Origin of the sequence: Paenibacillus rhizovicinus, assembly GCF_010365285.1 — a bacterium.
Lineage (GTDB): Bacteria > Bacillota > Bacilli > Paenibacillales > Paenibacillaceae > Paenibacillus_Z > Paenibacillus_Z rhizovicinus.
Genome location: NZ_CP048286.1, coordinates 5,302,730 through 5,317,500, shown reverse-complemented (window position 1 = coordinate 5,317,500; position 14,771 = coordinate 5,302,730). Strand labels below are relative to the sequence as shown.

Here is a 14,771-nt window from a genome sequence, read left to right as displayed (position 1 = left end):
CACTTCCGGATAAACGAGTAGATCGAGCGGATTACGGACCGAGACGGCTACGGTGCGATCGGCAGCAAGCGCCAATAGACGGGTTGCCGTCTCACGCTCGTTGTCGAGCTTCGCCGCATCATAACTGACATAGACGATCTGCTCGAAGGCATCGAGTCCTTCCAATGCATCTTCATCGCCGATATGACGTTCCGTTACATCGGACATGCGAACCGCGAGCCGGCCGCCGAGCGTGCCGTCGTCCGTCAGCAATTCATCCGCTTCCGAGACGGTAACGATAGAAGGCCAGAGCACGAGCGTCTTTGCGGAACGCTTGAGCGGGAACAGACCGCCTTCGTTCTTGACGAGCGTTACCGAAGCCTCGCTCCACTGTCTAGCGGCAGAGGCTTGTTCAGGCGTATTCATCGCAGGCGCTACCGCTGACCAAGGTTGAAGCGGCTCGCCGACTTTACGTTTCTCCTTCAGCTTCATGATCCGCTTCAAGGACGCTTCGATCCGCGCTTCGGTCAGATCACCGCGCTCGACGGCTGCGGCAACCGCTTCGATAGCCGCACGCTGCTTGCTCGCGGTGTGACAGACCAGCACCATGTCCGCCCCGGCCTGAAGCGCCATGACAGCGCCCCGTTCCGGGCCGTAGAACGTATCGATCGCATTCATTTCCAAGCAATCCGTCACGATGACTCCTTCATAACCGAGCTCCTCCCGAAGCAGCCCCGTAAGCACCGGCTGCGACAAAGTCGAAGGTAGCCCGGACGGATCGATCGCCGGCAGGCACACATGTGCGGTCATGACCATGTCGGCCTCGTCCGCAACTGCCCGGAACGGCACCAGCTCGACCGCCTCCAGCCGATTGCGGTCATGAGGCAGCACGGGCAAATCCCGGTGCGAGTCGACGCTCGTATCGCCATGGCCCGGGAAATGCTTGACCGTAGCGCTCACTCCCGCGCGCTGATAACCGCGAACGGCGGCAAGGCCCAGCTCGCCCACTACCTCAGGACGGTCGCTGTAGGAGCGAACGTTGATGACAGGGTTATCCGGATTGTTGTTAACGTCTACGCAAGGCGCGTAGTTCAAGTTGATGCCGAGCGCGCGCATCTGCTCGCCGCAGATGGATGCCGTCTCGAATACGCCGGCGGAATTGCCCATCGCCCCGAGGGCCATGTTGCCGGGCATCAATGTTACGCCTTTGACGAGACGCGATACCATGCCGCCTTCCTGGTCGACGGCAATAAACATCGGGGGCCGCCCCGAATGCTCGGCGGCATCCATGAACGCCGACGTCAATCCGTGTACCTGCTCCGCATCGACGATGTTGCGCGTGAAATAGATGATGCCGGCAACGCCGTATTCGGCGATTAACGCCTTGATCTCTTCAGACGGTAGTTGTCCATGAAAGCCAAACACGAACAGCTGACCGATTTTCTCCCGCAAACTCCAATTGTTCCAAGCCTCGCTCATGTCTGGTGCTCCTCTTCCTGTTGAATGTTGATAGATTCGCGTACGCAGCCTGCTCGCCGCCTAGCGTTCATCCTCGTGTTCCTCTTCGTCATGCACAAGCGATCCCGCGCCCTGCAGCGCCATCCGGTATTCGGACGGTTTCTGGCCCGTATACTTCATGAATACTTTCGTAAAATACCTGCGCTCCGCGTATCCGACTTCCTTCGCGATCTTCGCAACGCTCTTATGCGTCTCCCCAAGCAGCGACTTGGCGGTTTCCATCCGCTGCCGCGTGACGTATTCGATAAACGTCTCTCCGTAAGCGCCTTTGAAGAGCAGGCTGAAATGCGAGGTCGAAAGCCCGACATGGGACGCCGCCTCTTCCACGCTCAAGTCGCGGAACAAGTGGCGGTCGATGTACTGTTTCGCTTCCGCCATCTGCAGCTCGGAATGCTTCCTCTTGTCCTTCGAACGGGCAGCGCCTTCGCTGGAGGCCTGTTGAATGGCAGCGAACAAATCCTTCACGCCGAAGCGCAGATCCATCTTGCGCCAGAGCGCTTCTTCCTGCTCCCACGACAGCAGGTTCGCTTCCTTGAGCTCCCGCATCAAATGCAGCGCAAGGAAATGCAGCAGCGGCTTGAGCCTGCCCTCGGCACCTCCGCCTGCTTTCTGCAGCTGCTCCCCGATGCGCCGCTGCTCCGCGTTAACCCCTTCCGCATCGCCGCGCTTCATCGCGCCGATCAGCCGCTCCGCAATGTCCCACAACGCCTGGTCCGTCTCGTAAACGCCCGTCTGTTCGCTGCCGTAAAACGCTATCGGACGGGATTCCGTCGACAGCTGCATGCCGCGCTGGACGATTTTGTACGCTGCGGACAGCTCGTTCATCGCGGCGACTTGGCGATAAACGCCTGCGTGAAGCTGCAGCTTCGCGTTCTGCCGCACGGATAGAAGAAGCCGCTCCGTCCACAAGGATACCTGCTGCTCGCGAAGCCGTTCCCGCTCTTCTTCCGAGTACGCCGGAGCGGACGACTCACCCGTGCATCCCAGCAGGAGCACGCACCATTCCCCGTCGCGCATTTGGATGACGACATGCTGCAGCTCCGCGTTCTCGAGCGTTTCCCGCAGCACGTTGCACACCGCGAAATTCCACATCTTCCGTTCCTTGTTCCGCCATTCGCGCCAGTCCCGGGCATCCGCTGAACCGACGTCAATATCCAGCACGATAAGCGTGTATTGCGGCTCCTCGATGCGCTGCTCCTGCCCGGCCATCAACCAATGATCCGGCGTCAAATCGGCGTAATCCATCAGCACATCGTAAAGGATCTTCTCATTCGCCAGATCGATTATTCGCTGCAGCTTGCGCTGTTCTTCCTTCTCGAGTGCATGCTTGTTGCGGCGTTCCGACGTGACGCGCGCTATGACGCCGGTCAGCTCATCGTAAGGAATCGGCTTCAGTATGTAATCTTTGACCCCGTATTGAATCGCCGATCGCGTATACGAGAAGTCCTGATAGCCCGACAGCATGATGATGTCGCACGCTATGCCGCGCTCCCGGATAATCCGAACCAGTTCCAAGCCGTCCATGACGGGCATCCGAATATCGCATAAAACAAGATCCGGCTCCTCGGACATCATCAGCTCCAGCGCCTCGACGCCATTCTTCGCCGTGCCGGCAATGGTAAGACCGAGCATGCTCCAAGGAATGACCTTCTCCAAATTACGCGTGATGTGTTGCTCATCGTCGACGAGCAGTACTTTGCCGTTCAAGTTCAAGGTCCTCACCTCTGCTTCGGAATGTTGATCCGGATAACCGTCCCATGTCCCGCCGCGGAGCACAGCCGCAAGCCGTATTTGGGTCCATAATGGATCCGCAGCCGGTCCGCGACGTTATGCAGCCCCATGCCCCGGCGTTCTCCCAGCCCTGCATCGTTCGCATCCAGGTCGCGCTCCCGAACATGCGACAGACCGTTAATTCGTCTCAGCGCGTTCGGATCCATGCCAATGCCGTTATCGGCGATGCAGAACACAAGCTCGTCTTCCAAAGCCGTAATGGCAATGCGGATCGTTCCGCTGTACGGCAGCCCTTCGAAACCGTGCTGGATGCTGTTCTCCACCAGCGGCTGCAGCGTCAGCTTCAGAATCGTGCAGTCCAGCGCCTCGTCGGTTATATCCAGCTCGTAGCTGAACACGTCCTCGAAGCGATACTTCTGAATGTCCAGGTAGCTGCGCACATGCTCGACTTCCTGGCGAATCGTAATAATCTCGGAATGGTGCATGCTCGTGCGCAGCAAGATGCTGAGCCGGCGCACCATGGCCATGATTTTGCCGCCTTCGTTCTGAGCCGCCATCGCGTTGATCGATTCCAGCGTATTGAAGAGAAAATGCGGTTTGATCTGCGCCTGCATGAGCATCATCTCGGCCCGCTGCTTGCGCTCTTGTTCCGTACGCACTTCGGTGAGCAGGCCGCCGATCGTGTCGACCATGCTGTTGAAGCTGCGCGCGAGCAGCACGGTTTCGTCCTTGCCTTTGGCAGGCACGCGGATGTCGAGCACCCCCTGCTCCACAAGGCGCATTTTGCGGACGACGCGGATAATCGCTTTGGCGACCCGGCTGACGAAGAAAATATTGAACAGCACCGCGAAAACGAGACAAAGCAGCGTGATGCCGCCGATCCATTGAATGAAGCGGACGTTCTCGCTCGTCAAGGACTGCCATGATTTTACGGAAACGAGCACCCACCCGCTCCTGTCCAAGTTATAAGCGGAAATGAGCGAATCCTCATGGCCGAACTTCCCGTGGTAGCTGGCGTACCGTTCCGTAGCTTGCAAATCCAGCTTCGTCTCGTCTCCGGCCTTGCGTCCGTCGAGCTCATGCCGGCTGTCCATCATGACAAGCCCGTCATGATCGATGATGAGATAACGCGTCTGCGTCTGCTGTTCGCCGGTCAGCGTGAAGTCCTGCAGCATGCTGTCGACCTCGTCCGACTTCACCTGCGTGACCATGATTCCGGAATCGTTCAGCGTATCGATATCTTTCACGAGCCGCATCTGCGTGAACAGCGCCGCGTCCGTGCCCGTCAGCTCCGCCTGCTCATAAGGACCAATCCAGAGCGGACGGCCGGCAAGCCTGATAATTTCGGCATAAACGGAGTGGCTTTGCAGCAAATCATAGGGAATCGGCTTAAAAGTCGTCGGATCGTTGCGATACGAACGGAACATCGTGCCGTCCTTGCCATACAGCACGACCATGCTGAGAGCCGGGTTCTGAAACAAGATCTTGCCCAGCGATTTCTCGTATTGGCTGATTGCGATGAGCCGGCTGGCGTCGTTGACGGAGTCGCGGGAGCTGCGCAGCGCCTCTTGGACGCTCGGGTTCGTAACGCTGGTATCCGTCAACTGATCCAGCTCGCGAAAGAAATAGCGGATATTGCCGCCGACCGCCTTGAGCGTGATCTCGGTCTGCTCGCTGTATTTCTTCTCCAGCAAACGTTCCGAATTCAGAAAGGAGGCTATGCCCAGCCCGATCAGCGGGATGACAATCAGCGAAATGAAGGCTAGCAGCAGCTTAGGGCGCAGATTCATTGGCGAAGGCTCCTTGTAGGATGTGCGGATATTTCGCATGGCGAGCGGGCCGCGGACGTCTATTCGCGCGCCTTCTGAGCGCGCAAAGCTAGCCTTTGACGCCCCCCGCGGTCATGCCGTCTATAATTCGGCGCTGCAGAAACATATACACGGCCAGTACCGGAATAATGCTCATGATCACTGCCGCGGACAGAGACGAGAAATTGGTCCGATAGCCGTCGTTGAACGTCGCCATCCCCGTCGGCAGCGTGCGCAGCGAATCCGAGGTCACGAACAGCTGAGAGATAATATATTCGTTCCAGTTGCCGATGAACGAGAGAATGAACACGGTGACTAGCGCCGGAACGGTAACCGGAAGAACGATTCTGGCAAATAGGCCTGCAGCGCCGAGCCCGTCTATAATCCCCGCCTCTTCCAACTCTAGCGGAATGGACTGCATGAAGGCGTGAAGGATAAAAATCGTAATCGGCAGCGCATAGGTGCAGTATACCAAAATAAGCGATCGAAGCGTATTGATGAGATGAACATCCGTTACGAGTTGATAGAGCGGTATGAACACCGCGCTTGGCGGCACGATGAGCCCCATGAGGATAAAAGCGTGTATTTTCTTGCTGAGTCCCTTGTATTTCATCCGGGACAGCGCGAACGCGGTCGCCGACGACAGCAGCAGCGTTAAGAAGCAGGCGGCCAGCGTCACGTAAAGACTGTTCAGCGCGTAACTGCCGATGTGGGCGGTCTCCCAAGCGGCCTTGTAATTCCCGAAATTGAAATGCGATGGCAGCGACCATGTTCGGACGGTAATTTCCCGGTTTGTTTTGAAGGAGGACAAGAGAAGCCACATGAGCGGAAACAGCATGACGACGACATACGCCCCTAGCAGCAGATGCATCGGCCATTGACTGCCCGGGCTGCGGCCTCGACGTGTATGAACTCCACCTTCAGACTCCATCCGGGAAGAGGATTGCAGCATGCGAACCATCAGTACTGCACCTCCTCCGATCGCGCGATTCGCTGCAGGATGCCGGACATCAGCAGCGTGATCACGAACATGGCGACGCCGATCGCGCTGCCGTACCCCAGTTCCAAGGAGCGGAAGCCTACCTTAAGCATGTACGTGGACATGACTTCCGTGGATCGAAACGGTCCGCCATTGGTCATGATTTGAACGATATCAAGCACCTTCAGCGTTCCGGATACCGTCAGCAGCAGCATGACGAACAGAATCGGCCGGATTAGCGGCAGCGTCACGAGCCAGGTTTCGTTCCAGCCGTTGACGCCGTCGATCTTGGCCGCATCGGCGATCTCCTTTGGTACGTTCAGAACGGCAGCCAGGCAGAGCACGATGAAGAATCCGATATTTTGCCAAGCGTTCGCAATCAGAATGGACAGCATCGCCAGCTTCGGCTTCGAGAGCCATTCTCTGGCCCAGCCGTCGCCGCCGATCGCGCGAAGCACATGGTTAAACAACCCGGATTCGTAGTCGTATAGAACGCCGAACAGAATCGCGACGGTAGCCGTCGAGATGACGACAGGGACGAACACCGCCGATTTATAGAAACCGCGCAATCGTCTGACCTTGCTGATGACGATCGAAATCAGAAGCACGAGCGGAATGTTGACGATCAGCGAGAAAGCCATGAAATACATGTTATTGCCTAGCGCCTTCAGGAAGGTCGAATCGTGCAGCAGCCGCTTGAAGTTATCGATGCCGACGAACGCCTTCTGCGACACGCCGTCCCATTGATACAGGCCATAAATGAAGGAGACGACGACGGGATAGATGAAAAACAGCATGTACAGCACCAGTGTCGGAACGACGAATGCGATATAGGTCCATGGATTACGGAGCGCATTGATCATGATAGGGACCTCCTGGAAATCGGCGGCGAACAAGACCGGCGCAGTTACTGGTAAGCTGCTTGCTATCGATAAGGCGGTAGAGGCGACCGCTTATTTCTGCGCGTTCGCTTTGTCTTGGGACGCCTGGATTTCCTTGGCTACGGCTTCCGGCTGCTTCACTTTGCCGATCAGCTCCTGCAGGCCCACGCCCACATCGGCGCCTACGCTCGGCTGCACGATGGCGTCGAACGCTTTCCAGGAGGACGATGCGCCCGACATCACCTGCAGCACTTCGGAGATGAGCGGATCTACGCCGGACAGGTCGGACAGCTTCATGGACGGCAGCACTTTGTCCTCCAGCAGCGTTCGTTTCTGAATCTCTTCGTTAAAGAAGTTGCGGACAAACGCCTTGACCATCGCTTTCTGGTCATCCGACAGGCTGGACGAGAAGCCGAAGCCGTTGGAGTAGCTCGCATTGATCGACGTCTGGTCGCCTTTGCCGCCCTCAATGGAAGGGAAGGAGAAATAGCCGATCTTGCCATTCAGATCGCCGGCTTCGTCGCCCGTGAAGCGGTTCACGTCCCACGTGCCCGTGAACACCATCGCTGCATCGCCTTTAAGGAACTTCGCGCCTTGCTCCGCATAAGCCAGGCCGAGCGCGCCCTTCGTAAAGTAATCGTTATCCACCAGCTTGTAATAGTCGCTGAATCCGGCGACGAAATCAGGATCGGTCCACTTGGCTGCGCCCGAGACGAGCCCTTCAAAGCCTTTGATGCCGACATGGCGCTCCATGACCGTATTCCAGAGCATGCCGTTGACCCAAGCGTCCTTCGCGGCCAGCGCAAACGGCGTTTTGCCTTTCGCTCTGATCGAATCGGACAGCTTCAGCAGCTCGTCGAAAGTTCTCGGGATGGAGAGTCCCATGTCCGCGAACATTTTCTTGTTGTAGAAAATGCCTTCGCTGTAGCCTCCGAACGGCAGACCGTACACTTTGCCGTCGATGGTGAATTCGTCCAAGCTGGCGAATTTGTCCTTGATGCCCAGCTCCTCGATCATCGGCGTCAGGTCGAGCATGCGCCCCGCCTTGACGTACAAGTTCAAGTCCGCGCCGCCGAACACTTCGAAAATATCCGGCGGATTGCCTGCCGCCATTTCCGCTTTCAGCTTCTGGTCGCGGTTGACGACTTCGTCGATGCCTTCCAAATTGATCTTGAGACCGGGATTCTCCTCCACCGTCTTCGCGACGACGTCTTGGAGGATTTTCAAACGAACCTTGCTCGTTTCCTTGATTTGCGTATGTCGGAGCGACAAAGTCACGTCCTTGGCCGGAGGCGCGTCCTTGGCATTCGAATCCGCCGCCGTCGATGTATCGTTCGTCGAATGGTTGGTATCGTTCGTGGAGGAACCGCAAGCAGAGAGAACAAGTGATGCCGACATCCATGTCGTTGCAACGACCGCTAACCCTTTCTTCATGAAAAGCCCTCCCGTTCTGGCCGTAATGGTTGACATGCGTTCCTTACATTATAGAAGGAGATGGAACAAGACAGGAGGTCGAAATTACCACGAGCGCGGGCGACTTTTCGACGGAGATGTCAGCCGGGGGAAAATATAAACGGCCCACAGGAGGCGAATCTCCCGTGGGCGGCGTTTTTGAATCAGAGAATAGCAACCTCTATGTCGGCATGCTTAACGTGTGGACGACTACCAAGCGTAGGCGCGAGGCGCTTCTCCGCCAGGTCCTGGGAAAATCTCGTCGATCCGCGCCAGGGTCGCTTGGTCAAGCTCTACTTCCACCGTGCGCAGGGAACGTTCGAACTGCTCCAGCGTCCGAACGCCGATAATCGGTGCGGTTACGGCCGGATTGGCGATCAGCCAAGCCAGCGAAACGACATCCTCGCGTTCGCCGAGCTCGTCGCACAGCTTCGCATAGGCTTCCAGCTGCGCCGCATGCTTGTCGAAGCGCGATACGTCGCCGCTCCGTTTGCCGCCGCCGCCGCGTTTGATGTTGCCTGCGAGCAGGCCGCCGTCCAGCGGACTCCAAGGAATAACGCCGATGCCCAGGCCTTGGGCTGCCGGCAGCACTTCTAATTCCGGCAAGCGGCAAAGCAGGTTATATTTATGTTGTTCGGAAACAAGGCCGAGTACGCCGCGCGCTTTCGCTTCGCCTTGCGCGACGGCAAGGTCCCAGCCCGCGAAGTTGCTGGCGCCGACATAGCCGATCTTGCCTTGCGTCTGCGCCGCTTGGAATGCGTTCCACAGCTCGTCCCAGCTCACGTTGCGGTCGACGTGATGCATTTGGTACAGCTCGATGTGATCCGTTTGCAACCGCGCAAGCGAGCCTTCCAAATGACGGCGAAGCTTGTACGCCGAGAGACCGCCGTCACGGTTAGGACCATCCGTCTTGTCGCTCATATCGCCATAGAATTTCGTCGCCAGAACCGTGCGCTCGCGGCGTCCGCCGCCCTGCTTAAACCAACGGCCGATAATTTCTTCGGTGCGGCCGGCGTTCTCGCCCCATCCGTAAATGTTCGCTGTATCGAAAAAGTTGATCCCGGCATCAAGCGCCGCATCCATGATTTTGAAGGCTTCCTTCTCTTCCGTATCTACGCCGAAATTCATCGTGCCGAGACAGAGACGGCTGACTTTCAAACCCGAACGTCCCAAATACGTGTACTTCATGTTTACAGCTCCTTTGGATTTAAGTCTGCAAAAAAATAAGGAAAAGGATTCTAATCCCTTTCCCCATTATAAGGAATACCTACCGCCAAAAGATATGTCATAAAGTCTTATTTTCCGGAACGCATGTCCGAAACGGCATCCCGAATGGCGCGGTAGAAGTCACGCCATTGCGGCGCTGCTCCCGCGGGCCCGATGGCGGGAAGTCCGTCGTCGTCCGAAACGGCTCCAGTCCGGCCGCCCTCCGCCTCGTCGGATCCGCGATCGGACGCCTCCTGCCCCGCGGCTCCGGACTGTCCGGCCGGGTTCGTTCGGAGACGGTCGCCTGACGCCGGACCGGCGGACGTCTGTAGACGGTTCTCGGTCCGGCCGCTCGTTATCGGCTCGTATGTGGATTCATCCGCCATCTGCCTGCGCCTCCTCGTATCGCGGTTATCCACCGCCAATCCATTCCAATCCAATCCAATCCATTCCAATCCAATCCAATCCAATCCAATCCAATCCATTCCTAGCGCCTTAACTAGAACCTTACTTAGAACCTTACCCTTTCAACCTATGCTTCCGCAGCGAGAACAGCTCGCGCAATTCGTCGGTGGACAGCTCCGTGATCCAATTCTCCGAGCCGCTGACGACTTGGTCGTTCAGCATTTGCTTGCGCGAAATCATATCGTCGATCCGCTCTTCCAGCGTCCCCAGCGTAACGTACTTGTGCACTTGCACGTTGCGCCGCTGGCCGATCCGGAACGCCCGGTCCGTCGCCTGGTTCTCGACCGCCGGATTCCACCACCGGTCGAAATGGATGACATGGTTCGCCGCCGTCAGATTGAGCCCCGTGCCGCCCGCCTTCAGCGACAGCACGAACGCGCAGCCGGGCTCGGCTTCGTTCTGGAACGACTCGATCATCGCATCGCGTTCCGCCTTGGGCACGGCGCCATAGAGATACGGCGTCTGCACGCCGATCCGTTCTTCCAGCAGCCGCTTCAAGGTCGAGCCCATTTCGACGTACTGGGTGAAAATCAAACAGCGCTCGCCTTCGGCCGCGATCTCCTCCACCATTTCCAGCAGACGCAGCACCTTGTTGGACCGCTCCGGATCCCAGGCACCCGGCAGCATGCGGTCTTCCTTCAACAACAAGCTCGGGTGATCGCAAACCTGCTTCAACCGCGTCAGCGTGGAGAGAATCATGCCCCGGCGCTGCAAGCCGCCGGCTTTCTCGAGCCCGTTCATCAGTTCGGACACGATGTTCTCGTACAGCGTGCCCTGCTCGACCGTGAGCGACAAGTACGTGTTCATCTCGTTCTTCTCCGGCAGCGCAAGCTGAATCGCCGGATCCTTCTTCAGGCGGCGCAGCATGAACGGCTTCACCCAGCGCTGCAGCTCGGCGATCCGCTCCGCGTCCCGATCCTTCTCGATCGGGAGTACGACTGCTTTGCGGAATTCGTTCAAGCTGCCCAAGTAGCCCGGATTCGTAAAATCGTACAGCGACCACAGCTCGGTCAGCCGGTTCTCCATCGGCGTACCCGTCAAGGCGATCCGGTGATTAGCCGGCAGGCTCCGGATCGATATCGACTGCTTCGTGTAGTAATTCTTGATGTTCTGCGCCTCATCCAGGCAGACAACGTCCCATGAAATGCGCTGCATATCTTCTTCGTCGATCGGCGCGAGCGTGTACGACGTGATGACCAGATCCGCTTCCGCCACCGCGGCCGCGAATTCTTCGCCCCGCGCGCGCTTCGGCCCGTAATGCACCAGAACGCGAATTTCCGGCGCAAACCGTTCGAGCTCCTTCTCCCAGTTGCCGATAACCGACGTCGGGCAAATGAGCAGCGATGGACCAAGACCGCTCGTCGCCATGACATGGAGCAGGTACGCGGTGAACTGAATCGTTTTGCCGAGGCCCATGTCGTCCGACAAACAAGCGCCAAGGCCGAAACGGCGCAGGAACGCGAGCCACGAAACGCCCTGCAGCTGGTAAGGCCGCAGTTCGCCGTGGAACGCTTCCGGGATCTCGACGAGCGGCAGCTCGCTCGATTCGTTCAGCTTCGCGATCCAAGCCGTCAAATGCTCGTTCAGCTCCACTTCCGCGGTGAGGGCATCGCCGATCTCGCTCTCCGGTTCCAGCTCCGTGCCGCCGCGCAGATGCATCTCGAAGACGTCCCGCATCGTGAGGCCTTTCTTGCCGCCGTTCTTCTTCAGCCAGCGCTGCAGACGTTCCATGTCGCCCGGGTCCAGGTGAACCCATTCGCCGCCGATTTGCATCAGCCGCTTGTTCTGTGCCGCCAGCTGCATGAATTCCGCTTCGCTCATGTTCACGTTGCCGACCGCAAGCTTCCAATCGAAATCGACGATTTGCTCCAGGCCGAACATCGACTGTTCCCCGGAGCCGACGGAAGATTTCACTTTCGCCTTCAGCTTCATCTTCTTGCTGCGCGCCGCCTCCCACCAGCCCGGCAGCAGCACGGAGCAGCCGGAAGCCAGCAGCTTGACGCTCTCGTGCTCGAGAAACTCCCACGCCTGCATATCCGTAAGTTCCGTAATGATCTCACTCTGGATGCTTCCCTCGTCGTTCACGCCGACGGGCTTCGCCCAATCCGCCAAAGCGGCCGCCCATTTGGCTTCTTCCTTGACCAGCCGTTCGGCGAAGTGTTCCCTCCACTCCTCTGGAGCATCGTCCGGAAGAACGAAACGCGAAACCTCGTTGTCGGCGATGCCATTAACTTCGTCCTCGGCATCGCCGTCTCCGCCGCTTCCGCGATGGGCGTCATGACCACTGCCATTGCCATAACCGTCCGCAGCAAATGCCAGCGTAAACCATGCTCCGCCTTGCTCGCGGTCCTGAAGCGCGGGCCGCAGCTGCCAGCCATGCCGCTCGTTCGGCTCCAGCAGCTGAAGCGCGATTCGGAACGGCACATGATCTTGCTTCATGCCGATCGAGACGAGCCAATCGTCCTCGTCGACCGCTTTCATCACGAGCGCGCTTTCGCCAGCGGCTTCCGCGGCTCCGCGCCAGGCCTCGCCCGCAGCAGGATTCGCCGCGATCAGCTCTTCCACGATGCCGCCGAGCCAGCCCTGCACCGCGGCCGCGTCGCCGTTCGCTTCAAGCTGCGGCACCAGCTGGCGCCAAGCGGCCAGCGTCGCAGGTTCGCCCTGCGGCAATTCAAGACGCCAAGCCCGGGCATCCGGCTGCCAGCGCGACCAATCCGGCGTATACCAGCCGTTCATCAGCGCCTGCCGCAGCAGTACCCCAAGCTCGGATAAGCGTTGAAGCCGTTCCGTCCACTCCACTTGCAGCAGCCGGACAGGTTCGGGGGAAGACAAATAATCCATCGCAATGGCCGGCGTGAGCACCATTTCCGTCTGCTTCAGCCGTTCATTGTTGCTTTCCTCGATTTCCGCGCCGTACCAAGAAGCCTCATGCCAGGCGAACAGCAGCCGCCGCAGCCGAATCGTCAATCCGGCGGCATGCGCAGCGGCGAGGACGATGCCCTCGCCTTCTTTCCAGAAACCGTCCACTACGATTGTTTCAGCGCCCGTGTACCCTCTCATGTGACGATCTTTCCTCTCCACAGCTCTTCCTGCAGCGCGCGCAGCCGCTGGTGTTTCCGTACGATGCCGTCCACGAAGCGGCTCCACGCCTCATGCTGCTTCTCTGCTTTATACAGTTTCTCCAGCCGCTTCATCAGTTTAACCGCCTGCTTGTAGCCTTGACGGTTGCGCGAACGTATCGCGCCGTCGATCGCCTGATGGTACAGCGGATACAGCACGCGGGGCGCTGCCTTGCCGATTTCCCGCATCAGCTGAACGTCGATCTCGTCAGGCTCGATGCCGAACAGCAGCTGCAAGTCCGCCCATTTCGTATACTGGCGCAAATCCAGCCAATGCTCCGTCAAGGCGGAATACGAATACGGCAGAAACGATACCAAATACCGCTGCCAGCGCGGATTATCCGGCTGCTGCCGGTCCGCAAGGCGGCACATGGACAGGAACGGTCCGAATGCCTTGGATTTGCGTTCGATCGACAAGCCCTCGTACAAATACCCGATCCAGTCCTCCAGCTTGGTCCAATCCCGCTCCTCCAGCCGCTGCAGGGCGCAGTCGCAGGCGAGCAGCGCCGTTCGGCTGAACACGGTCCGGCTCAGCAATGCCATCGCATCCTCGTCGCGGTCGTCCGCGAACGCGAGATAAGCGAGCGCCATCGGCAAGAAGAAGATGCCGTGCTCCGCCTTCATTTGCCGCAAACGTCCGCGCAGCAGCTTTTCTTCCCGCGCCGCCCACTCGGCATCCGCGATCAAATTCGCCCATAGCGCAAAATAAAGCGTCTCCCAGCGGTGCAGCTGCTGCTCGCGATCCATGTCGCGCCGGTGGAATACGCCGATCAAGCTCTCGACGGCAGCGCGTTCTTCCGCATTCAAAGCCGCAGGATCAAGCTCTGCCGCAAGCTCCTGATATTGATTGACCCAAGGCTCCGTCATCCGGGCAAACGCCATTTCGTAGTAATAACGGCTGTAGCTGTCCGTATGCGAATATGCCCGTTCCGCTTGCTCCAGCACGAATACGATGCCATGCATCCAGTGAAGCCGCCGCAATCCCGCATCCCAGTTCTTCGAAGCCGCTTTGATCGACGTCAGCACGGACTGCAGCGGATGAAGGGAGTGCCGGCACTGCTTCCACACCTCGCCGTGCTTCTCCTCCATCTCGTCCAGCCAGTTTCCCGGATGATGCTCGATCAATCCGGAATCCTCCGCATTCGTCTTGGCTCCCGCGGACGGTTCGAACGGAATTCCGTTCAATAACCGGTTATAGACTTCATCCGGACTCGCTCCGATAAAAGCTTGGTAGGCAAAGAAAACGGCAGCCATATGCTTGCAATTGCCTTTAACCGGACAGGTGCACGTGCTGAACGCGAAATCGTCGCTATCCAGCGTAACTGCGTAAATCGCCGTCCCTTTCACGACGCCATAGATGGAGAAGCCCTCCATCACCTGAACGGAGAGTACTTTCTCGCGGCGGTAATAATCGAAGCCTCTCTCCAGCACATCCAGCGGAATGCTGCTTGCGATCGCAGATTCCAGTGCCCGCAGCCGCCCGTCATCCAGCTGAAAAAACGTGCTCATGGCGTCCCTCCGTTCGTTGATACCCATTCCTGCCATTATAACACAATCGATCCTGTTGTCGCTTTGCAATCTAATCCCGACGGCGGCAGCCGACGACAAAGCCCCTTATCCGACTTCGACGCGG

The 14,771-nt window shown here is 58.3% G+C and carries 10 protein-coding genes (1 of these 10 cut by a window edge); all 10 read right to left on the bottom strand.

Going from position 1 to position 14,771, the window contains the following annotated elements:
• Positions 1–1,458: the 5' portion of a glycoside hydrolase family 3 protein gene (locus tag GZH47_RS23795; protein ID WP_162643517.1), read on the bottom strand. The gene continues 144 nt to the left of window position 1, outside the view; only the first 1,458 of its 1,602 coding nucleotides appear in the window; the start codon lies at positions 1,456–1,458; the stop codon falls past the left edge of the window.
• Between the two features lie 60 nt (positions 1,459–1,518).
• On the bottom strand, positions 1,519–3,204 hold the full coding sequence (locus GZH47_RS23790) for a response regulator (protein ID WP_162643516.1): 1,686 nt from the start codon (positions 3,202–3,204) through the stop codon (positions 1,519–1,521).
• 11 nt (positions 3,205–3,215) lie between these two features.
• Positions 3,216–5,018: a cache domain-containing sensor histidine kinase gene (locus GZH47_RS23785; protein ID WP_162643515.1), complete on the bottom strand. Its 1,803-nt coding sequence runs from the start codon at positions 5,016–5,018 to the stop codon at positions 3,216–3,218.
• Between the two features lie 88 nt (positions 5,019–5,106).
• Positions 5,107–5,997 (bottom strand): carbohydrate ABC transporter permease, encoded by an 891-nt coding sequence (locus tag GZH47_RS23780; protein ID WP_225446180.1) that lies wholly within the window; start codon positions 5,995–5,997, stop codon positions 5,107–5,109.
• The gene (locus GZH47_RS23775; RefSeq protein WP_162643514.1) at positions 5,997–6,878 is read right to left on the bottom strand and encodes a carbohydrate ABC transporter permease; all 882 of its coding nucleotides are present in this window, start codon (positions 6,876–6,878) and stop codon (positions 5,997–5,999) included. Before GZH47_RS23775 ends, GZH47_RS23780 begins: the two co-directional genes overlap by 1 nt.
• A gap of 90 nt (positions 6,879–6,968) precedes the next feature.
• Positions 6,969–8,330, bottom strand: coding sequence for an ABC transporter substrate-binding protein (locus tag GZH47_RS23770; protein ID WP_162643513.1), 1,362 nt, complete (start codon positions 8,328–8,330; stop codon positions 6,969–6,971).
• Between the two features lie 228 nt (positions 8,331–8,558).
• Positions 8,559–9,536: an aldo/keto reductase gene (locus GZH47_RS23765; protein ID WP_162643512.1), complete on the bottom strand. Its 978-nt coding sequence runs from the start codon at positions 9,534–9,536 to the stop codon at positions 8,559–8,561.
• 107 nt (positions 9,537–9,643) lie between these two features.
• A complete protein-coding gene (locus GZH47_RS23760) occupies positions 9,644–10,039 on the bottom strand; it encodes a hypothetical protein (protein WP_162643511.1) in 396 nt (131 codons plus the stop codon).
• 34 nt (positions 10,040–10,073) lie between these two features.
• Positions 10,074–13,079, bottom strand: coding sequence for a DEAD/DEAH box helicase (locus tag GZH47_RS23755; protein ID WP_162643510.1), 3,006 nt, complete (start codon positions 13,077–13,079; stop codon positions 10,074–10,076).
• Positions 13,076–14,647 carry an SWIM zinc finger family protein gene (locus GZH47_RS23750; RefSeq protein ID WP_162643509.1) on the bottom strand — a complete coding sequence of 524 codons (1,572 nt, stop codon included), beginning with the start codon at positions 14,645–14,647 and terminating at the stop codon, positions 13,076–13,078. The genes GZH47_RS23755 and GZH47_RS23750 overlap by 4 nt, the downstream gene beginning before the upstream one ends.
• Between the last annotated feature and the right edge of the window lie 124 nt (positions 14,648–14,771).

Bases quoted from the DNA above. Each gene is read 5' to 3' on its own strand.
- GZH47_RS23785 (WP_162643515.1), bottom strand. From the start codon at position 5,018: ATGAATCTGCGCCCTAAGCTGCTGCTAGCCTTCATTTCGCTGATTGTC.
- GZH47_RS23780 (WP_225446180.1), bottom strand. From the start codon at position 5,997: ATGGTTCGCATGCTGCAATCCTCTTCCCGGATGGAGTCTGAAGGTGGA.
- GZH47_RS23775 (WP_162643514.1), bottom strand. From the start codon at position 6,878: ATGATCAATGCGCTCCGTAATCCATGGACCTATATCGCATTCGTCGTT.
- GZH47_RS23770 (WP_162643513.1), bottom strand. From the start codon at position 8,330: ATGAAGAAAGGGTTAGCGGTCGTTGCAACGACATGGATGTCGGCATCA.
- GZH47_RS23765 (WP_162643512.1), bottom strand. From the start codon at position 9,536: ATGAAGTACACGTATTTGGGACGTTCGGGTTTGAAAGTCAGCCGTCTC.
- GZH47_RS23760 (WP_162643511.1), bottom strand. From the start codon at position 10,039: ATGGATTGGATTGGATTGGATTGGATTGGATTGGAATGGATTGGATTG.
- GZH47_RS23755 (WP_162643510.1), bottom strand. From the start codon at position 13,079: ATGAGAGGGTACACGGGCGCTGAAACAATCGTAGTGGACGGTTTCTGG.
- GZH47_RS23750 (WP_162643509.1), bottom strand. From the start codon at position 14,647: ATGAGCACGTTTTTTCAGCTGGATGACGGGCGGCTGCGGGCACTGGAA.